The following is a 20146-nucleotide window of genomic DNA, read 5'->3' as shown; positions in this document are numbered from 1 at the left end:
GATCGTCTGCCGCCTCCATTGTCCGGGTCCAGTTTGCTAAAGCACCGCACACTTTTGCTCGCAGTTCTCGCGGTGTTCACGCTGTCGTCCGAGAGGGCACTGGCGGACCCCAAGGCCCGGATCCGTGGCAATCTGGATGAGGACCTCCGCCAGCGTATCGTTGCGGCGGTCGGCGAAGTCGACAGCCCACCGGACAGCCGCTTCGAGGCGCGCCGTCATGCGCGGTCCGCGGCCGAGGCCGCCGAGGCCCTCCTGCGGTCCGAAGGCTATTATCAGGCCCAGATCGAGGACCTGGTCGAGGGCGAAGAGGTGCCGGTCGCCGTCATTCTGGTGGATCCCGGTCGGCGGTTTCTAATCTCGAATCCGGTGATCACCTGGACGGACGAGACCCCGCTGCCGGAAGTGGAGACCGAGGTCCGATCCGAGATCGACCTGGAACCGGGTGCCCCGGGACGTGCCATTGATGTCATCGGGGCCGAAGGGCGCATCGTCGCGGGCCTGACCCGCCGGGGCTATGCCGACGCACGCGCGCAGCCCCGCCGGGTCGTCGTCGACCACGCCACCTTCACCGTCCAGCCCGAGTACCGGATTGATTCCGGCCCTTTGGTCACGCTGGATGGCATCCAGCTGGAAACGCGGGGCATTACCAGCGCCCGCTGGGTCACGGGTCTTGCCCCCTGGGACGAGGGGGACATCTATAATCCCGAGCAGGTCGCCGAGCTGGAGCGCCGTTTGCTGGAAACGGGCGTCTATGACGGCGTGGGCGTCGCGCTCTCCCCGCCGGGGCAGACCACTCCCGATGGCAACCGGCCGGTCATCGTCACCCTGACGGACAGGCCCGCACGAATCCTCGAGGCTGGAGCGACCCTGTCGACGGCCGAAGGGGCCGGCGTCGATTTGATCTGGACGCACTACAATCGCTTCGGTCGCGCGGACACGCTGCGCTACCAGGCCCGATTGGCCCAGATCGACAGTCGCCTGGGTATCGACCTCAGCCTGCCGCACTGGCGGCGTCCGGGCCGAACGGCCCGCCTGTCGGCCGCCCTCGTCAATGAAGACACGGACGCCTATCGCCGGACGGGCATAAGCCTGGCTGCCGATCTCAACCAGCGTCTCGGGCGCACCTCCTTTTTCAGCTATGGCATCGGGCTCGACGCCGGCCAATATGCGGAAACCCGCTTTGACCCGATCACCCAGCAGCCGGTGCGGTTCGACCGCGACCTGGCCCTGCTGACCCTGAGGGGCAGCAGTTATATGGATCGATCCAACGACCCGCTGAACCCGACCCGGGGCTGGCGGCTGACGCTCTCGGCCCAGCCGACCTTCGTGACCGGCGAGGACAATCTGATGTTCCTCAGGACCGAGGCCCAGGCGACCACCTACATCCCTGTGGACTCCGAGGGACGCACGATCGTGGCCGGTCGGCTCCGGCTGGGCAGCATTCTGGGCGGAGAGGAGCTGACGGTCCCGGCTGACCGCCTGTTCTACTCCGGCGGCGGCGGTTCGGTGCGGGGCTTCGCCTATCAGGGGGTGGGTCCCAGACTGCCCGACGATACGCCCCGGGGCGGCCTGTCCCTGTTCGAAACCTCCCTGGAAGTGCGTCGCGATCTGGGCCGTAATTTCGGCGCGGTCGTATTCGTTGACGCCGGGGCCATCGGTTTTCAGGAAACGCCCAACTTCAACAACCTGCGCTATGGTGTCGGTGCGGGCGTGCGCTACAATCTGCCTTTCGGGCCGATCCGGGCCGACATCGCCTTTCCGCTCGACCGTCGTCCGGCCGATGCGGACTTCCAGATCTATGTCAGTATCGGCCAGGCGTTTTGACCGACCCCGCCCCGCCCCCTTCCGAAGCCGAAACCCCAACGGCCGTCAGACAGAAGCGGTCACTGGCCCGTCGAATCGCCATCATCACAGGCATAGTCGGCGGCGTCATCGTGGTCCTCCTCGGGATCGCCTTGCTGGGCGGGCGCGCCTATCTGCTTAGCGAGCCCGGTCGCGAACTGGTCAGCACCTTTGCCAATGGCAAAAAAATCGGTCGCTATGGCCGGATCAATGTCGAAGGTCTCCAGGGCGACCTTTTCAACGACTTCACCCTGTCCCGCGTGACCGTCACGGATGAACAGGGCGTCTGGATTGAAATCACCGACCTGCGTGTCGACTGGAGCTATCTGCCGCTTCTTGCCCGCCGTTTTCACGCGGACACGATCACGGCCGGCCGTATCCACGTACTCCGTCGCCCGATCCTTGAAATCTCGACCGATCCACCGGGTGCCATGCCGCTGGATGTCGACATCGACCATTTCGCCGCCGAGGTGGAACTGCATGAGGATTTCAGCCAGACCTATGGTCACTGGCGTATCGAGGGCGATGCCAGGGTTCTGCGTCGGGGGCTGACCACCGCGTCGGTGGATGCCCGCAGCCTCGACCGCGAAGGCGACTTCCTCAAGCTTGAGGCTTCGCTGGGCAAGTCGATCGAGCAGATGGAGTTGAACCTTCAGGCCCACGAGGCGCGTGGGGGGCCGCTGGCCGGCATGCTCGGCTATTCACCCGATCAGCCCTTTGTTGTGAACGCTGTGGCCAATGGCCGCGTGATCGATGCGACGGCGAGAACCGGAGCCTTTGTGCCCCTGCGTGTCCAGGGCCGGTTCAGCGAGGAGGGATCGCGCGCATCCGGCTATGTGAACTTCAGCGGCTCTGACCTGTTCGCACCCTTCATAGACCGGATCGGCCGCACGGCACGCTTCGGTCTGGCCGGTATACCGCTGGACAACAAGGAGGGCGTGCAGGCCGTGGCCTGGCGGCTCTATGCCGACAACATCACCACGCGCGTCGACGGCCAGGTCAAAACCGATGACCTGAGCAGTCCGGACGGTCTGGCCGTCGACATCGCGACGCCGTCGCTGTCGCGCCTGGCGGGAGTGCCCCTTGCCGGAGCCTCGACCTATGTGGGCACCTTCACCGGCAAGGCCGATCGATGGGAACTGGCCGGACAGATTGCCCTGACCAGTACCGAACTGGCCAGCTACCGGGCCCAACGCCTGGAGGGCCCGGTCAGGCTGGCGGGTCGGGATGGCGGCTATGCCCTGACCACAGAGCTCGCGGCGTCCGGAGGATCCCGGTCGGGGATGGTCGGCGGTCTGCTGGGGGCTTCGCCGCAACTGTCCGCAGAGGTGGCCTATGGTGCGGACGGTTCGGTACTCCTGCGGCGGATCGACCTGACAGGCGAGGCCCTGCGCCTGAACGGCTCGGGCGGACGCGCGCTCAACGGCTCGCTGCGCTTTACGGGCGAAGCCCGTATCACCGACGTATCAAGCCTGTCCGCAAGGGCATCGGGATCCTTTGGCGGGCCCATCCGGGCGACCTCTTCAGCCAATGGCGGCTCATGGACACTCGGTTTCGAAGGCCGTGGGCGCGAACTGGCCACGGGCATGGACGAGCTGGACCGCCTGCTTGGGCCCACGCCTTCGCTGAATATGGCCGGAACCCTTCGGGGTGGGCGGGTCGAGGTTACGAATGCTGTACTCGAGGGGGCCCGGGGGCAGGCGACCGGTCGAGGGCTGATCGAGGCTGATGGCGCCCTGAAGCTGGCTGTCGACTGGTCCGCGTCCGGGCCGTTCGGCGTGGGGCCGATCGAGATCGATGGTGCCATGCAGGGGGACGGCGCTCTGACCGGCACCATGGCCGAGCCCCGGCTGGACCTGACCGCCGGCTTTGAATGGGTGAACATCGGCCCCATGGATCTGAGGGAAACCCGCCTGGTGCTCAGCTTCCGTCGGGGCGCGGACGCCTCGGACGGGCGGGTCGCCGTAACCGGGGCTTCGGCCTTTGGACCCGCCAGAGCCGTCGCCAACTTCTATCTGGGAGAGGATGTCATCCGCCTCAGCGAGGTCAATATCGATGCCGGAGGCCTGGTGGCGCGCGGTTCGATCGGTCTGTCGAACAGCTTCCCGTCCAGCGCCGATCTGGCCTTTGTCGCGCGGCCGGGGGCCTTCCTGAGCGCCGGTGAGATCGATGGCCGCCTCAGACTGACCGATGCACCCGGGCAGGACGTGGCCCTGATCGCGATAACGGGGCGCGGCGTGCGGCTTGCGGGCTCGCCCTATGTCATCCGCACCCTGCAGCTGGGGGGACGAGGATCGCTGTCCCGCCTGCCCTTCAATGTCCTCCTGGACGTCGGCGGGCCGACCCCGGTCCAGTTCAGGGGAGATGCCGTCTATTCCCGGACAGAGGCGGCGCAGTCCCTGGCGCTGACCGGCGGCGGGCAGGTCCGCGATGTCGAGTTCTCGACCCGCAATCCGATGGTCATCGCCTTTGCAGGGGATGGCCATGTCGCACGGGTCGACATGAATGTGGGCGGTGGCATTCTTCTGGGCGAACTGCGTCAGGGTGAGGACGCGGTGGTGGTCCAGGCCGACCTGACACGGGTGGAGCTGGGGTCGGTGCTTGAGGATCTGCGCGGCCAGGTGACGGGACGCGTGGCCTTGCGCGGCTCGGGCGATGATCTGTCAGGGTCGGCCAATGTGACGCTGGCCGGGGTCCGCAGTGTCGATGCCCCCGCCAACATGACCATCGGCGGCACGCTCGATGCCACTCTGGTCGGCAACCGCCTCGACCTGGAACTTGTGGCAAGGGGCGAGGGCTCGGTGAATGCCCGGATCGATCTGAGGTTGCCGGTGGTGACCTCGGCCGCGCCCCTGCGGCTGGCCATCGCCCGGACCGGCGACATGTCCGGTGAGATCGACATCAGCGGCCAGATCAAGCCAATCTGGGACGTCTTCGTGGGCAGCGAACGAAGTCTGGCCGGGCAGGTCGAAGCCCGGGCCACCCTCGCGGGCAGTCTCAACGCCCCCCGCATAAACGGCACCCTGGCCCTGGCAAATGGCGACTTCCGCGATTCGGCTTCGGGCCTCCGGCTCAACAATATGGTGCTGAACACGCGTTTCGACGACACCACGGCCCTGATCCAGACGTTCACGGCCGGTGACGGTGCGGGTGGGACAGTGTCGGGCAACGGTCGGATTGGCCTGCGCGAAGGCAGCGGTTCCTCGCTCAAGCTCGACTTCCGCCGCTTCCGGGTGATCGATAACGAAATCGCCTCGGCCCGCGGTTCGGGTGAGTTGACCGTGACCCGGGCCACCGACGGCAACATCACCCTGGTCGGCGATCTGACGGTGGACGAGGCGCGGATCGAACCCGAATTGCCGGGCAACAACGGTATCGTCACCATGGACGTCGTCGAAATCAATCGCCCCGGCGGCGACCCCGATACGGACCCCGATGATCAGGCGCGCGGTCCCCAGATCGGCCTGAATATCGGCATCCGTTCGCGTGGGGGAAATATCGAGGTCTCGGGCCGGGGACTGAACGTCCTGATGAACATCGATGCCCGCGTGCGGGGCACACTGAACCGTCCGATCCTGTCCGGAACCGCGCGGGTCGTTCGCGGCGATTACGAGTTCGCCGGCAAGCGGTTCGTCTTTGATGAGGACGGCTATGTCGAGCTGTCGACCAATCCTCGACTGATCCGCCTGAACCTTGAGGCCGTGCGCGAGGACCCGGTCCTGACGGCCAGCATCCGGGTGACGGGCACGGCCGAGAAACCGGAGATCACCCTGACGTCCACCCCCGCCCTGCCCCAGGACGAAATCCTGTCCCAGGTGCTGTTCGGGCGCTCGGCCTCGCAGCTGTCACCGGTGGAAGCCGCCCAGTTGGCCTCGGGCGTCGCCTCCCTGGCCGGTGGCGGCGGTTTCGATGTGATCGGCGGCCTGAGGGAACTCGCGGGCCTCGACCGGCTGTCGTTCGGGGGCGAGGCGTCAGCCCTGACCGTCGCAGGCGGGCGTTATATCTCGGACGACGTCTATCTGGAGGTCATCGGCGGCGGTGAAGGCGGGGCGGCCGTCAGCGTCGAATGGCAGGTCCGGCGCAATCTGGCGGTCACCTCGCGCTTTGGCGGTCAAGGCGAGGCCAGCCTGTCCGTCCGCTGGCGTCGCGAAAGCCTCAGACCCGGCGAACGCCGGGACCGCAGGCCCAACCGGGACTAGCTGCTCGGGAATTCGGCCTTGTCCAGCTGGGCCAGTTTCGACGCTCCCCGGATCCCGGCGATGTGAAGGGCCAGCTCGACCAGCAGGGCGATGAAGCCGAGAGTCGTGAACCACAGGGGTGCCGAAACGCCTGCGGGCAGATCCATCTGACTGGCCATGGCCAGACTCGAGACTGCGGAGACGAGGCCGTAGGCCACGAGGACGGTGAACAATATCGGGATAAAGCGATTGGGCTTGAACCACTGGACCAGGCCAAATATCGCCTGGATGACCAGCACGGCAGCCGAAATATACACCAGCGCAGACGCGACGATCCCGGCCATACCCGCCACTGCAGGATCGCCCTGGGAGCTCGCCATCATCGCGGCTTCCACGGCTTCCGGGCCCAGCCCCAGGGTCCGGATCAGCCCGACCACGCCAAAGGCGAGGCCGACGAGAATGCCGAGGCTGCTGGCCCTCGCCGCCGCAAGGGCCTCTGGCCGGGTCGTCGCAGTTGACGTCGGATTGATCGCCTTGAGCCAGTCGGCCATGTCAGAATACTCCCCTCTTGAGACGGACAGCCTCGCACGCGCTGGCGTCCGTTCAAAGCGACTGACCCTTCACCTTTGCAGGAAGGGTCGCTAGGGTCCGCCCGCATGCAGATACGCCCGGAAGACCAGATCGTGCTCGACCATGTCGCCGCACGGCGTGACGCCTTGGTGGGACGCGCGATCGACTGGGCCAATATCAACTCCGGCAGCCGCAATGCGGAAGGTCTGGACCGCGTGCTGAGCGCCATTGAGCGCGCGGTCGAACACCTGCCGTGTGCGGTGGAACGCGTAGCCACCGCCGCGTCCAGCCGCATCGAGGACGACGGCAGCGAGGTCCCCCTGGGCTTCGCACCGGCGCTCAGGCTGACCCAGCGCCCGGCTGCCCCGATCCAGATCGTGCTGACGGGCCACTACGACACCGTCTTCGAGGCCGACAGCCCCTTTCAGACGGTCGGCACCCGCGACGACGGCGCCCTGCATGGGCCCGGTATCGCCGACATGAAGGGCGGTATCTCGGTCCTGCTGGGCGCATTGGAGGCTTTCGAACATCACCCCGACAAGGCGCGGGTCGGCTGGACCGTCCTGTTGTCGCCGGACGAGGAAATCGGCTCGCCGGGGTCCGCCCCCCTGCTGGCTGAACTGGGCGCGCGCGGCCATCTGGGCCTGACGTATGAGCCCTCCCTGCCCGACGGCAGTCTTGCCGGGGCACGAAAGGGCAGCGGCAATTTCCACATCGTCCTGCGCGGCAAGTCGGCCCATGCGGGGCGCGCCTATCATGAAGGCGTCAACGCCATGGCCGGCGCGGCGCGGCTGGCCACGGCCCTCGACGACCTGAACGGCCAGCGCGAGGGCGTGACCGTCAATGTGGCGCGCATCTCGGGCGGTGCGCCGCTGAACGTCGTCGCCGACACCGCTGTGGTCCGGTTCAATGTCCGGGTGCCGGATCCCGAAGCCGCCGACTGGACCTTGGCGCAGGTCCAGGCCATCGCCGCACAACCGCCGATCAAGGGAGCCACGGTCGCGCTGCACGGTGGCTTCACCCGGCCGCCCAAGCCGATGGACGCGGCCCAGACCGCCCTGTTCGAAGCGGTGCGCCAGGCTGGCGCACTGCTGAACCAGACCCTGCGCTGGCAGCCGTCCGGCGGAGTGTGCGAGGGCAATAACCTGCACGCGGCGGGCCTGCCCAATATCGATACCCTCGGCGTGATCGGCGGCGCCATCCACTCGGGTCAGGAATACGCCTGGCCCGACAGCTTCGTCGAGCGGGCCCAGCTGTCCGCCCTGATCCTGTGCAAGGTGGCCTCGGGCGAGATCGATGCCCACCACCTCAAACAGCTTCGTCTCCAGTCCAGGTAGGTTCCATGCTGGTCGTTCGCCCCGCCGGTCCCGGCGATCTGGATTCCCTGCTGGAACTGGCCATCCTGTCCGGGCCCGGCTTCACGAGCCTGCCCGAGGATCCGGATCAGCTGAGCGAGCGGCTGGACCTGAGCCGCGACAGCTTTGCGGGCGCGATCGAGCCGCAAGAGCGCTGGTACACCCTGATGCTCGAGGAGTCGGACACGGGCGACGTGGACGGGGTCGGGTCGGTCAAGGCGGCGGTCGGCCTCAACCGGCCGTTTTTCAGCTTCCGGGTGGTCAACAACACCCAGTCTTCGCCCTCGCTGGGCATCAAGCTGGAACAGAAGACCCTGGTGCTGGTCAATGAGTGCACCGGCTGGTCCGAGGTCGGCTCGCTGTTCCTGAAGGCCGACCGACGCAAGGGCGGGGCCGGACGCTTGCTCAGCCAGTCGCGCTATATGCTGATCGGGGCCGAACCCGACCTGTTCGCTGACACGGTTCTGGCCGAACTGCGCGGCGTCTTCACGCCCGATGGCGCCTGTCCCTTCTGGGACCATGTGGCGCATAAGTTCTTCCCGATGGAGTTCGACGAAGCGGACCGCATGACCGGTTCCACCGACAAGCAGTTCATCCTCGATCTGGCCCCGCGGCACCCGATCTATGTCGAGCTTCTGCCCGAGCCCGCGCGCGCCGTCATCGGCAAGGTCCACCCCCAGGGCGTGCCCGCCATGGCGCTCCTGGAGTCCGAGGGCTTCCGCCCCAACGGTCTTGTCGACATCTTCGACGCGGGTCCGACCGTCAGCTGTCAGCGCGACAATATCCGCACCGTGCGGGACGCCCGCCGACTGACCGTGAAGGTCGAAACCGAGGTCGAGGCCGAGCTGCCCAGCCTGATCTCAACCGACCGGGTCGAAGGCTTCCGCGCGGTCCGACAAAAGGCCGCTATCGACGACGACACTGTGACCCTCACCGCTGAGACCGCCGCCGCCCTCAAGGTCAGGGCGGGCGACACGGTGCGCGTGAAAAGCTGACCCGTAAGGACTTCCAATGACCACCTTTGCCTCCATCGATCCTGCCACGGGCGACACAGTGTGGGAGGGCCCGGCCTCGACCGGCAGCGAGGTGGAGCAGGCTGCGACCCGCGCCCGCGCCGCCTTTCCCGACTGGGCCGACCGTCCTCGTCAGGACCGCATCGACGCCGTCAAACGCTATCAGGCGGTGCTGAAGGCGCGCGCGCCCGAAATCGCCGAAGTCATCAGCCGGGAGACCGGCAAGCCGCTGTGGGAAACCCGCACCGAGGCCACGGCCATGCAGGGCAAGGTCGATATCTCGATCCGGGCCTATGACGAGCGTACCGGCGAGCGCACCTCCGACACCGGCTTCGGCCGCGCCACCCTCCGCCACCGCCCGCATGGCGTGGCAGCCGTGCTGGGGCCCTTCAACTTCCCCGGCCATCTGCCCAACGGCCATATCGTGCCGGCCCTGCTGGCCGGCGACACGGTCGTGTTCAAGCCATCGGAAGAGACGCCGATGACCGGCCAGCTGATGGTCGAGTGCCTCGAGGAGGCAGACCTGCCTGACGGGGTCGTCAATCTGGTCCAGGGCGGGCGTGACGTCGGCGCGGCCCTGCTGGATCAGGATATCGACGCCCTGATGTTCACCGGATCGGGTGCCGCCGGGGCCTATTTCAAGCGATACTTCGCCGACAACCCGCATGTGATCCTGGCGCTGGAGCTGGGGGGTAATAATCCGCTGGTCGTGTGGGATGCCGCCGATGCCGAGGCGGCGGCCGGGATCATCCTCCAGTCCGCCTTCATCACCACCGGCCAGAGGTGCTCGTGCGCCCGTCGCCTGATCCTGCCGGAGGGACCGCAAGGCGACGCCATCGTCGAGGCCGTCGTGGCCCTGGCCGACCGGATCGTCTTCGCGCCGTGGAACAGCGACCCCGAGCCGTATGGCGGACCGCTGATCTCGAGCCGGGCGGCCAGCGCCGCCCTCCACGCCCTGCAGCAGCGCATTGATGCCGGTGCCCGGGTGATCCGTGCCTCGGGCCCCGTCGACGGCCTGTCGCCCGCCTTCGTTAAGCCGTCAATCATTGACACGACCGGCGTCGAGGTGCCGGACGAAGAGATCTTCGCCCCCTTCCTGCAGGTCCGCCGCGTGCCCGATTTCGACAGCGCCATCCGCGAGGCCAATGCCACGAAGTACGGCCTCTCCGCCGGGCTGGTCTCGGATAACCCGGCGAACTGGGAGCGCTTTATCCACCGCATCCGCGCGGGCGTGGTGAATTGCAACCGGCCGACCACCGGCGCAGCCGGCGATATGCCATTCGGAGGCCTGGGCCAGAGCGGCAATCACCGCCCGTCGGCATACTATGCCGCCGACTATTGCGCCTACCCGGTCGCCAGCTTTGAGTCCGATAGCGTTAAGAACATCGAAAACGAGATCAAAGGCTTGAGGTCGTGACCTCAACTGCTGTTGAAGCCAACGCCGACGGGCTGATCGGCCCTACCCACTCCTATGCCGGCCTGTCGCCGGGCAATCTGGCGTCGAGCCTGCATGCGGGCAAACCCTCCAACCCGCGCGCCGCCGTACGGCAGGGCCTGGACAAGATGAAGGTGCTGGCCGACCTCGGCCTGCCGCAGTTCGTGCTGCCCCCGCAGGAGCGGCCCGATATCGCCTTCCTCCGAGGTCTCGGTTTTACCGGATCGGACGCACAGATACTCAAGCGGGCCTGGGCAGATGCACCCACCTTTGCCGCCGCCGCCTGCTCGGCCTCATCCATGTGGGCCGCCAATGCCGCAACCGTGACGCCCAGCGCCGACTCCGGCGATGGGCGGGTGCATTTCACCCCCGCCAATCTGGTGACCAACCTGCACCGCTCGTTGGAGCACCCGCAGACGAAGCGGTCGCTGGACGCCCTGTTCCCTGACCGCTCGCGCTTTGCCGTGCATGACGCCTTGCCCGGCGTCAGCCATCTCGCCGACGAAGGTGCGGCGAACCACGTCCGCCTGTGTGCCGAGCACGGAGCTCCGGGCGTCAATCTGCTGGTCTGGGGGCGAGAAGCCTGGGAGGGCTGGGACGGCCCCTACCCCGCGCGCCAGACGCATGAGGCCTCACAGGCCATCGTCCGCCGTCACGGTGCAAGCGGCGCAGTCTTCCCGCGTCAGGGCCGGGCGGCGATCGCAGGGGGGACGTTTCACAACGACGTGGTCTGCGTGGGAGCACTCAACACCCTGTTCTTCCACGAGCTGGCGTTTGAGGACACAGCCGTGACGCTGGATACGATCCGCAGGGCTGCCGGGGGCCGGTTCGAGCCGATCTTTGTCGAGGTCTCCGCCGCCGACCTGCCGCTCGCCGACGCCATCAGCAGCTATCTGTTCAACTCCATGCTGATCCAGGTGCCCGGCGAGGACCGGCTGATGCTGATCTGCCCGACCGAGACCCGGGACAATCCCCGCAGCCATGCGGTCGCCGAACGGATCGCCGCCTCCAACGGTCCGATCGATCAGGTGCGCTACGTCGATGTGCGCCAGTCGATGATGAACGGAGGCGGGCCCGCCTGCCTGCGCCTGCGCGTCGTGCTGACCGAGGCCGAACTGGCGGCCACCAACCCCTACATGCGTCTGACGGATGATCTGTATGCCCGTCTCGGCGACTGGGCCCACCGATGGTATCGTGAGACGCTGAGTCCGGAAGACCTCGCCGATCCGGAGCTGCTGAAGGAGTCCCGGGGGGCGCTGGATGAGCTGACCGGCATCCTCGCGCTGGGCAGCGACTTCTATCCGTTCCAGCGCGCCTAGGCGGCGAACCGGCCACCCTTCGCCGCATAGGCCTGGGTGCCGCGGGTAAAGACCGTGTCGCTCGGCAGGATGGCGTCGATGGCGATGTCGTCCTGGCCCTCGAGGCGGTCATAGATCGGGCCGAAGTCCTTCAAGGTCTCGTCCTTCAGGGCTTCCAGACTATCGATGACGAAATAGACCTGCTGGAAATCGTCAATGCGATAGAGGGTGCGCATCACCCGCTCCAGATCAAAGCCCAGCCGGTTCGGCGACGGGTCTTCAAGAGCGAACACGCTCTCGGTCGAGGAGGACACAATCCCCGCGCCATAGATGCGCAGGTCATCGCCTTCCTTCATCAGGCCGAACTCGACCGTATACCAGTACAGCCGGGCCAGATGGGTCAGCATGCCCCGCCTGGCCGCCCGCTGCCCTCCCTTGCCGTAAGCCTCCATATAGGCGGCGAAGTCGGGATCGGTCAGCATGGGCACATGGCCGAACACATCATGGAAGATGTCGGGCTCCTGAAGATAATCCAGCTGATCGGGTCTGCGGATGAACTGGCCGGACGGGAAGCGCCGGTTGGCCAGATGATCAAAGAACACATCGTCCGGCACCAGACCCGGCACACACACCACCGTCCAGCCGGTCAGGGCCTGAAGCCGGGGATTCATCGCCTCGAAGTCAGGAATTCCGCCTGTGTTCAGGTCCAGCGCCTTCAGCCCATTCAGAAAGGCTTGGCTGGCACGCCCGGGCAGGATTTTCATCTGCCGTGCATACAGGGTGTTCCAGGTATCGTGCTCGACAGGGGTATAGGCTGACCAGTTCTGCGGAATGGTCCAGTCTTCGGCAGCTCCCTCGGGCGGCGCTTCAAAGACATGTTCGAAATCGGACATGGGGTCCCCTTCGCATCGGCTGAACGGACGGGCATCCTAGGCGCTCGTGACACCAAGGGCCATACGACCGGCGTCAGTCACCCTCAATGCAACTGGACAAACCGGGGCTGCAGGCGCCCCTGATCGTCATGGGTGAACCAACGCTCCAGGTGAGGAAGGGCTGCATCCCCCGGCTCGGGACCGACCGTAAGGCTTTGCTCAGCCGCATAGACCAGGATCCCCGACGACTCTTCCAGCACGAGCACCTTGTAGAAGGGCTGATCGGTGGACACGGCCCCGGTCTCATCGATCGGCCCATCATAGCTCGCATCAACATCCACGACGATGCCGTTGAAAGCGTCATCCCTCTGGCGAACGCTCTGACCCAGTCCGAATTTGGCGGCTTTGGTCTTCATCATGGGCACAGTCTGGCAGGGCGGTTCTGAGCCTCCTCCGACGCTTCTGTTCATTTTCATGACAGACTGGCTTGGCGCGGACGATCCCATCTGGTTAGTCTGTCGGAGACGGGGACCACTTTGGCTCCCCCTTTGAAAGTTCGGCCATGCCGGAGATCGACGGCGCGCCCGCGGAGCGCGACGGAAGGTCCCCCCGCCCTGGCGATGCGGCCACTGCGCCGCAACTCTATGGCGCCCTTGATCTGGGGACCAACAATTGTCGCCTTCTGATCGCGCGCCCCACGCGTGACGGCTTCAGGGTGGTCGATTCATTCAGTCGCATTGTCAGGCTGGGCGAAGGCGTCAGTCGCACCGGACGCCTGACGGATGACGCCATGGACCGTGCCTATGAGGCCCTGGCCATCTGCGCCGAGCGGGTCGCCAAGAAGAACCTTCCTTCGGAGCGGATTGCGGCCGTCGCCACCCAGGCCTGTCGCGCGGCCGAGAACGGACCTGAATTCATCGAGCGGGTCCGTGTGGGTACCGGGCTGAAGCTGCGCATCATTACCCCCGATGAGGAAGCCCGCCTTTCCGTCGAGGGATGCCGCAATCTGCTGGATAGCCGGTCACAGGCGGTTCTGGTGGTGGATGTCGGTGGCGGATCGACCGAACTGTCCTGGTTGATGAGTACCGAACGGGGTTTTGAGACGGTCGGCTGGATGTCGGCACCGGTCGGCGTGGTCACCCTGGCTGAAGGGCACCCGGAGACGCCCGTCGACCCCCTGGTCTGGTACGAATCCATGGTGGCCCACATGTCCCGGGCCATCGAAGCCGCCCCGGTCAATGGGGCGGTCAAGGCGCTGTTCGATGAAGGGCGTGCCCACCTGGTTGGCACCTCGGGCGCGATCACCAGTCTGGCGGGCATCCATCTCAAACTGCCCCGCTATCAGCGCGACCGCGTCGACGGGCTGTGGATGACACGAAACGACTGCGAAACGGCAGCCCGACTACTGCTCGACCTGGGGCCCGAGGGGCGAGCCCGCAACCCCTGCATCGGTCCCGATCGGGCCGATCTGGTCATGGCGGGTGCCGCGATCCTTGAAGCGGTCCAGCGCGCCTGGCCGTGCGAGCGCGTCCGCGTCGCCGACCGGGGCCTGCGCGAGGGCCTCTTGCTGGAACGGATGCGCTCGAACAGGCGGCGCCGACGTCGCTCCCGGGGCCGTCGCTAGATCAGCGGAAGGCCGGGTCGCTGACCTGCACCGGCAATTCCAGATCGCAGATCGAAAAGTCGGCACCCCGGTGAAGGCGGACGCTCGCGATGGTGGTGGCGAAAATCGGCGAACCCGCGTCCAGCACCCGGGCCGCCGGTCGGCTCTCGACCGGAAGGTCAGAGGCGACGCGGACGCGGAGCATGCGATCCGGCTCTCCCGGCACCATGCCACTGGGCTCCTCTCCGGTCTTGAGCGCGCGCACGACATCCAGGCCCGCGATTACCCGGCCCCAGACGGTGTAGCGCTTGTCCAGGGACGGATAGGCCTGGCGCATCAGGAAGAACTGGCTATTGGCGGTATCGGGGTTCTCGTCTCGCGCCATGCCGGCCACGCCGGGACAATACACCGCCCAGCCATGCACCTTGCCGTCACTGGTGCGGGACATCAGCTCGGCGGGCTGGGTCTGGACCGGAAGCGATCCGACAAAGCCCAGCAGGGCCCCCATCGGCGCCGCTACGGGCGCGAAGTCCATGTCCGGGCCCCGGCGGAAGGTGAACTCACCCGGCAGGTCGGGATAGGCGCTCTGGCCCTCGCCCGTGCCCAGAGGATCACCCGTCTGGGCCATGAACCAGTCGATCACTCGATGCCAGGCCAGGCCGTCATAGAATCCGATCCCGGACAGCAGACGAATTCGCTCAACGTGCAGGGGTGCGATGGCCGGGGCCAGCTCGACCAGGATGCGTCCCCTGGTCGTGTCAATGATCAGCAGGTTCTCCGGGGCGACCAGACGCCAGTCCTGGGAGGGAGGTTGCGCCACCGTAGCCTGCGGCACCTCAACGGGTTGGGCCGGAGGGGCTGCCTCCTGTCCTGCGGCTGGCGTGGCCAGCGCCAGCACCATCATGCCCGACAGAACCTTCATCGCGTTTGCAGGGCACATGCGCTCCCCTCCCCTCGATCGCTTACTGTACCCGCGACGGCAACTGAATGTCGCAGATGTTGAAGTTCGCGCCCCGTGCGGTGCGGGCCTCGGCAATAAGCTGCGCCGCCTCGGGACTTCCATCATTCAGAACCTGCACCGTTGGACGTTCCGCCTCGGGCAGCGACGCCGCCGTTCGCACACGCACAAGGGTGTCCGGGTTTTCGCCGACCCGGCCGTTGTCGCTCTGGGGCCCGGCCTTGAGAGTCTTGACGACGTCCAGCCCATCCACGATCCGACCGAAGGGCGTGTAAAGGCCGTTCAGCTCATCCTCCCGCCCCGTCATCAGAAAGAACTGGCTGTTGGCACTGTCCAGGCTGCCCGCACGGGCCATGCCGACGACACCGGGACAAAACAGCCCCTGTGCACCCACCTTGAAATCCGCAGTCACCATCATCTGGCTGTCCGGCTGGGTCGTGATCGACAGACCTCGCATGACGCCTCGCAGGCCGGGGCCACTGCCCTCGACCAGCACAAAGCCGGCATCGCGACCCCGACGGAAATTCAGTTCGGCCGGGACGTTGGCCAGATGACTGCCGCCGCCGCCTGTCCCCATGGGATCACCCGTCTGGGCCATGAAGCCTTCAATCACCCGGTGGAACGTATGGCCATCATAAAAGCCCTGATCCGCCAAGGTGGCCACCCGTTCGACATGGGCCGGTGCGACATCCGGAAACAGTTCCACCAGGACCCGGCCCTTGCTGGTCTCGATCACCAAAAGGCGTTCCGACGGGACGGTGCGCCAACTGGACGCCTCTTGCGCCTGTACGGGCAGCGGAGCCACGCCCAGCAGCAGAGCGGACAGAAGCAATGCGCGACCGGATCTCATCAGCATAATCATCACCTGTCAGTCTCTACCCTTGACCCGGGCCCGGACACGTTCCGCGACAGCCGGGCTGACAAAACTTTCGATCTTCCCGTCCAGTCGGGCGATCTCCTTGACCAGCCGCGAGGCGATCGCCTGGTGCCGGGGATCCGCCATCAGAAACACGGTCTCGATGTCACTGTTCAGACGCTGGTTCATGGCCGTCATCTGGAACTCGTACTCAAAGTCGGCGACCGCGCGCAAACCGCGCACGATGACATTGGCATCCAGTGATTCCGCGAAATGCATCAACAGCGTATCAAAGGGCTGAACCACAATGTCCGCGTTAAGGGTCGCAACCTCGGCCTTCAGCATCTCGACCCGCTCTGCGGTTGTGAACAGGGGGCCCTTGTCGTCGTTCCTGGCGACGCCGATCACGAGACGATCAACCAGCTTCACGGCGCGGCCGATGATGTCCATATGGCCATTGGTGACGGGATCGAAGGTTCCCGGATACAGCCCGATGCGCATGTGTCGGCCTCCCTCAGTCTTCCGGGCTTAGCATCGGTCGCGCCCGGCTCCTAGAGCGGCTGAGGCCGGGCCCGAGACCACGCGTCGGCGACCTTGGCGATGGCCTGGGCGTTGACGGAAAATGCGTAGTCCCCGATGGCCGCAACACCACAGGCCGGTGTCGCGCTGTTGGTGATGAAAGCGCCCTCAAAGCCCGCCAGATCATCGAGCCTTACCACCCGGGTTTCCTGTTTCAGGCCGACATCCTCAAGATGCGCCCTGATCAGGGCCTGGGCGACACCTTCCAGCATGGGTGCCTTGGGCCAGACCACCGTCCCCCCCCTGACGAAGCCGATATTCCAGAGGCTGCCTTCGGAAATGCGCCCCTCGGGGTCCACAAACAGGGCATCATCGAACCCGGACAGACGGGCCTGTCTGCGCGCCCGGATCAGTCCCATCGTCGCCACATGCTTCAGGTCTGGCGTCTCCCGGCTATAGGTCAATGGCTGCAGCCTCAACGGTGCCTCGCCGAGGGGGGCCACGGGCGGAAAGACGCTGACCATCACGCTTGGCCGGCCCTCGTGGGTCGGGGCCCGCGGGCTGATATCCCGTGAGAACAGACTGACCCGCACAAAGGCATCGGACCGCTCGCCAAGCGCCTGCCGAACCCGTCCCTGCACCTCGGCCTCAGGCACGGCCGCGCCGAACATCGTGTGGCCTGCATGGCTCAGGCGCGCCAGATGCCGATCCAGCCCCCGTACGGCCCCCGAGGACACTGCAAACGATGTATAGGCGCCATAGTTGACCAGGGCCTGATGCGTCAGATCCTCAACCGTCGCCGGTGCTCCGTCGATCCAGAGGTCGCCGACCGCCAAGATCGTCAGCTCCCGTCGGGCTCACCAACGACGACATCACCGCCCGGCATCTCGTCGTCGCCGGGCGTTTCGGCGAGACGTTCAACGGACACGACCTTTTCGCCCTCCGCCGTGCGGAAGACCGTCACGCCCTGGCTGGAACGACCGACCACGCGGATCTGGCTGACCGGCGTCCGGATCATCTGTCCACCCGAGGTCACCAGCAGCAGATCGTCCGTCTCCTCGACCGGGAATGACGCTGCCAGGCGGTTGCCCGCGCGTCCGCCCAGACCATGGGCTGTCAGCCCCTGCCCGCCCCGGGCCGTCCGCCGGTACTCATAGGCAGACGATCGCTTGCCGAAGCCGGTCTCGGTGATGGTCAGGATGAACTGTTCGGCCGCGCCCAGTTCGGCGATACGTTCGGGCGAGATCGGGGCCTCGGCGACGGCGTCATCCTCCGTCTCGAGCGGGGTTTCGTCCTCGCCCTCACCCGCAGCGCGGCGCATGGCATTGGCGTGTTTGACATAGGCCGCGCGCTCCTCGGGCGTGGCGTCGACCCGGGCCAGCACAGCCATGGAGATGACCTCGTCCGTCGGCTGCAGCCGTACGCCACGGACCCCGGTCGACTTGCGGCCCTTGAAGACGCGGACGTCATCGGCCTTGAACCGGATGGCACGGCCCATGGCCGTGGTCAGCATTATGTCGTCATCCGCCCGGCACAGGCTGACACCGACCATGTGGTCGCCTTCCTCAAGCTCCATGGCGATCTTGCCGGCCCGGTTCACGGTGGCGAAGTCCGACAGCTTGTTGCGGCGCACGTCGCCCGACCGGGTGGCGAACATGATGTCGTAATTGTCCCACTCGGACTCGTTCTCGGGCAGGGGCAGCACATTCATGATGCTGTCGCCCGGATCGATCGGCAGCAGATTGACGAACGCCTTGCCGCGCGAGGTCGGCCCACCCAGGGGCAGGCGCCATACCTTGAGCTTGTAGGCCTTGCCGTTCGACGCAAAGAACAGCACCGGCGTATGGGTCGAGGCCGAGAACACGCCGACGACGGCATCGTCATCCTTCATGGCCACGCCCGAGCGACCCTTGCCGCCGCGGTGCTGCGTCCGATAGGCGTTCAGGGCCACGCGCTTGACGTAACCACCGTGGGTGACGGTGACGACCATGTCCTCCCGCGGGATCAGGTCCTCGTCCTCCATCTCGGCGTCGCCCTCGCCGATCAGGGTTCGGCGCGGCACGGCGAACTGATCACGCACGGCGATCAGATCCTCGCGGATAAGAGCCAGCACATGCTTGCGATCCGACAGGATGGTCAGGTGCCCCTGGATGGTATCGGCAAGACCCCGGGCCTCACCAAAGATGTCGTCACGGCCCAGTCCGGTCAGGCGGCTGAGCGTCAGGGCCAGGATGGCGCGGGCCTGCTCATCGGTCAGGCGGATCTTGTCACCCTCGACCAGCACAGTGCGCGGATCGGCAATCAGCTCGACCAGAGCCATCATATCGCCCACCGGCCACGATTTGGCCTGCAAGCGCTCGCGGGCCTCGGCCGGATCAACCGACGAGCGGATGATATGGATCACCTCGTCGATATTGGCCACGGCCACGGCCAGACCGACCAGCACATGGCCCCGGTCGCGCGCCTTGCCCAACTCGAACTTGACGCGCCGGACCACCACCTCCTCGCGGAAATCGAGGAAGGCCTCCAGCATGCGGCGCAGGCCCATCTGCTCCGGCCGGCCCTGGTTCAAGGCCAGCATGTTCACGCCGAACGAACTCTGCAGGGCCGTGTAGCGGTACAGCTGGTTCAGGATGACGTCGCCGGAAGCCTCGCGCTTCAGCTCGATAACGATGCGCATTCCCTGACGGTCGGACTCGTCGCGCACGTCGGAAATGCCTTCCAGACGCTTTTCGCGCACCATTTCGGCGATACGCTCGATCAGGGTCTGCTTGTTCACCTGGAACGGCAGTTCCGTAATGATGATGGCCTCGCGATCCTTGCGGATTTCCTCGATCGTGGCCTTGCCGCGCACGATGATCGAGCCGCGCCCCTCACGCAGCGCATTGCGCGGCGCGGTGCGGCCCATGATCTCGCCACCGGTCGGGAAATCGGGGCCCGGAACGATGTCCAGCAGGGCTTCATCGCCCATGTCAGGGTCATCCAGCAGGGCCACAGCCCCATCCACGACCTCACCCAGATTATGAGGCGGGATGTTGGTCGCCATGCCGACGGCGATGCCGCCCGCGCCGTTGACCAGCAGGTTCGGAATCCGCGCCGGCAGGACGACGGGCTCCAGTTCCTTCTCGTCGTAGTTCGGCTGGAAATCGACTGTGTCCTTGTCGATGTCGGTCAACAGGGCAACGGCCGCTGGTGCCATCCGGGCCTCGGTATATCGCATGGAGGCCGGCATATCGCCGTCCACCGAGCCGAAATTGCCCTGACCATCGACCAGCATCAGCCCCATCGAGAAGGGCTGCGCCATGCGCACCAGCGCCATATAGACCGAGGCATCGCCGTGGGGGTGGAACCGACCCAGCACGTCACCGACCACCCGTGCGCACTTCGAATAGGCGCGCTCGGGCGTCATGTTCAGGTCGTGCATCGAATACAGGATGCGACGGTGAACAGGTTTCAGACCGTCACGCACGTCCGGCAGGGCGCGGCTGACGATGACGCTCATCGCATAGTCGAGGTACGAACGGCGCAGTTCGTCCTCGATGGTGATGTTGTCTATGTGGCCGCCATCCCCGCAGCCGGGAATTGCGGACGGGTCAGCGTGATCGGAGAATTCGTCGGTCAAGGATTTTTGGCTTCATCTGGCCGGA

The 20146-nt window shown here is 66.2% G+C and carries 15 protein-coding genes; 7 read left to right on the top strand and 8 right to left on the bottom strand.

Features of this window, described 5'->3' with window-relative positions:
- The first annotated feature begins 54 nt into the window (after nucleotides 1-54).
- Together IBJ06_RS02730 and IBJ06_RS02725 are read left to right on the top strand one after the other, a co-directional pair.
- Nucleotides 55-1824 (top strand): autotransporter assembly complex family protein, encoded by a 1770-nt coding sequence (locus IBJ06_RS02730; RefSeq protein WP_292156979.1) that lies wholly within the window; start codon nucleotides 55-57, stop codon nucleotides 1822-1824.
- A 110-nt stretch (nucleotides 1825-1934) separates the two neighbouring features.
- A complete protein-coding gene (locus tag IBJ06_RS02725; protein ID WP_292156978.1) occupies nucleotides 1935-6041 on the top strand; it encodes a translocation/assembly module TamB domain-containing protein in 4107 nt (1368 codons plus the stop codon).
- On the opposite strand, the gene IBJ06_RS02720 is transcribed toward IBJ06_RS02725, so the two are convergent.
- Entirely contained in the window at nucleotides 6038-6571 is a 534-nt protein-coding gene (locus tag IBJ06_RS02720; protein ID WP_292156977.1) for a hypothetical protein, read from the bottom strand. The two genes, IBJ06_RS02725 and IBJ06_RS02720, sit on opposite strands and share 4 nt — an antisense overlap.
- A 105-nt stretch (nucleotides 6572-6676) precedes the next feature.
- Between IBJ06_RS02720 and IBJ06_RS02715 the strand changes: the two genes are divergently transcribed.
- From IBJ06_RS02715 to astB, 4 genes are read left to right on the top strand one after another with little or no spacing between them, the layout of a single operon-like run.
- The gene (locus IBJ06_RS02715; protein WP_292156976.1) at nucleotides 6677-7927 is read left to right on the top strand and encodes a hydrolase; all 1251 of its coding nucleotides are present in this window, start codon (nucleotides 6677-6679) and stop codon (nucleotides 7925-7927) included.
- A 5-nt stretch (nucleotides 7928-7932) separates the two neighbouring features.
- Nucleotides 7933-8940 carry an arginine N-succinyltransferase gene (locus tag IBJ06_RS02710; RefSeq protein ID WP_292156975.1) on the top strand — a complete coding sequence of 336 codons (1008 nt, stop codon included), beginning with the start codon at nucleotides 7933-7935 and terminating at the stop codon, nucleotides 8938-8940.
- A 16-nt stretch (nucleotides 8941-8956) separates the two neighbouring features.
- On the top strand, nucleotides 8957-10375 hold the full coding sequence (gene astD / locus IBJ06_RS02705; RefSeq protein WP_292156974.1) for a succinylglutamate-semialdehyde dehydrogenase: 1419 nt from the start codon (nucleotides 8957-8959) through the stop codon (nucleotides 10373-10375).
- Nucleotides 10372-11712, top strand: coding sequence for an N-succinylarginine dihydrolase (astB, locus tag IBJ06_RS02700; protein ID WP_292156973.1), 1341 nt, complete (start codon nucleotides 10372-10374; stop codon nucleotides 11710-11712). Before astD ends, astB begins: the two co-directional genes overlap by 4 nt.
- Here astB and phhA read toward each other — a convergent pair.
- Together phhA and hspQ are read right to left on the bottom strand one after the other, a co-directional pair.
- Nucleotides 11709-12584 (bottom strand): phenylalanine 4-monooxygenase, encoded by an 876-nt coding sequence (gene phhA / locus IBJ06_RS02695; RefSeq protein ID WP_292156972.1) that lies wholly within the window; start codon nucleotides 12582-12584, stop codon nucleotides 11709-11711. The two genes, astB and phhA, sit on opposite strands and share 4 nt — an antisense overlap.
- 83 nt (nucleotides 12585-12667) lie before the next feature.
- Nucleotides 12668-12982 carry a heat shock protein HspQ gene (gene hspQ / locus IBJ06_RS02690; RefSeq protein WP_292156971.1) on the bottom strand — a complete coding sequence of 105 codons (315 nt, stop codon included), beginning with the start codon at nucleotides 12980-12982 and terminating at the stop codon, nucleotides 12668-12670.
- 143 nt (nucleotides 12983-13125) lie between these two features.
- On the opposite strand from hspQ, the gene IBJ06_RS02685 reads away from it, so the two are divergent.
- Nucleotides 13126-14187: a Ppx/GppA phosphatase family protein gene (locus IBJ06_RS02685; RefSeq protein WP_292156970.1), complete on the top strand. Its 1062-nt coding sequence runs from the start codon at nucleotides 13126-13128 to the stop codon at nucleotides 14185-14187.
- Nucleotide 14188: 1 nt separating this feature from the next.
- On the opposite strand, the gene IBJ06_RS02680 is transcribed toward IBJ06_RS02685, so the two are convergent.
- Genes IBJ06_RS02680 through gyrA form a run of 5 tightly spaced genes read right to left on the bottom strand, consistent with a single transcriptional unit; the run spans nucleotide 14189 to nucleotide 20082 of the window.
- The gene (locus IBJ06_RS02680) at nucleotides 14189-15106 is read right to left on the bottom strand and encodes a peptidylprolyl isomerase (RefSeq protein WP_292156969.1); all 918 of its coding nucleotides are present in this window, start codon (nucleotides 15104-15106) and stop codon (nucleotides 14189-14191) included.
- Nucleotides 15107-15128: 22 nt separating this feature from the next.
- Entirely contained in the window at nucleotides 15129-15980 is an 852-nt protein-coding gene (locus tag IBJ06_RS02675) for a peptidylprolyl isomerase (protein WP_292156968.1), read from the bottom strand.
- A 12-nt stretch (nucleotides 15981-15992) separates the two neighbouring features.
- Nucleotides 15993-16481, bottom strand: coding sequence for a pantetheine-phosphate adenylyltransferase (gene coaD, locus IBJ06_RS02670; RefSeq protein ID WP_292156967.1), 489 nt, complete (start codon nucleotides 16479-16481; stop codon nucleotides 15993-15995).
- A gap of 50 nt (nucleotides 16482-16531) precedes the next feature.
- Nucleotides 16532-17335, bottom strand: a complete 804-nt coding sequence (locus IBJ06_RS02665; RefSeq protein WP_292156966.1) for an aminotransferase class IV — start codon at nucleotides 17333-17335, stop codon at nucleotides 16532-16534.
- A 5-nt stretch (nucleotides 17336-17340) separates the two neighbouring features.
- Entirely contained in the window at nucleotides 17341-20082 is a 2742-nt protein-coding gene (gyrA, locus tag IBJ06_RS02660; RefSeq protein ID WP_292157281.1) for a DNA gyrase subunit A, read from the bottom strand.
- Between the last annotated feature and the right edge of the window lie 64 nt (nucleotides 20083-20146).

The organism is Brevundimonas sp. (genome assembly GCF_016742135.1).
Lineage (GTDB): Bacteria > Pseudomonadota > Alphaproteobacteria > Caulobacterales > Caulobacteraceae > Brevundimonas.
Note: the sequence above shows the minus strand (reverse complement) of the source record. Positions and strands in the feature narration are given on the sequence as shown.

What these genes read in the sequence shown, in the direction of transcription:
- IBJ06_RS02685 (WP_292156970.1), top strand. Translation starts at nt 13,126, where the DNA reads ATGCCGGAGATCGACGGCGCGCCCGCGGAGCGCGACGGAAGGTCCCCC.
- IBJ06_RS02710 (WP_292156975.1), top strand. Translation starts at nt 7,933, where the DNA reads ATGCTGGTCGTTCGCCCCGCCGGTCCCGGCGATCTGGATTCCCTGCTG.
- IBJ06_RS02715 (WP_292156976.1), top strand. Translation starts at nt 6,677, where the DNA reads ATGCAGATACGCCCGGAAGACCAGATCGTGCTCGACCATGTCGCCGCA.
- coaD (WP_292156967.1), bottom strand. Translation starts at nt 16,481, where the DNA reads ATGCGCATCGGGCTGTATCCGGGAACCTTCGATCCCGTCACCAATGGC.
- phhA (WP_292156972.1), bottom strand. Translation starts at nt 12,584, where the DNA reads ATGTCCGATTTCGAACATGTCTTTGAAGCGCCGCCCGAGGGAGCTGCC.
- IBJ06_RS02675 (WP_292156968.1), bottom strand. Translation starts at nt 15,980, where the DNA reads ATGCTGATGAGATCCGGTCGCGCATTGCTTCTGTCCGCTCTGCTGCTG.
- hspQ (WP_292156971.1), bottom strand. Translation starts at nt 12,982, where the DNA reads ATGATGAAGACCAAAGCCGCCAAATTCGGACTGGGTCAGAGCGTTCGC.
- IBJ06_RS02720 (WP_292156977.1), bottom strand. Translation starts at nt 6,571, where the DNA reads ATGGCCGACTGGCTCAAGGCGATCAATCCGACGTCAACTGCGACGACC.
- IBJ06_RS02680 (WP_292156969.1), bottom strand. Translation starts at nt 15,106, where the DNA reads ATGTGCCCTGCAAACGCGATGAAGGTTCTGTCGGGCATGATGGTGCTG.
- astD (WP_292156974.1), top strand. Translation starts at nt 8,957, where the DNA reads ATGACCACCTTTGCCTCCATCGATCCTGCCACGGGCGACACAGTGTGG.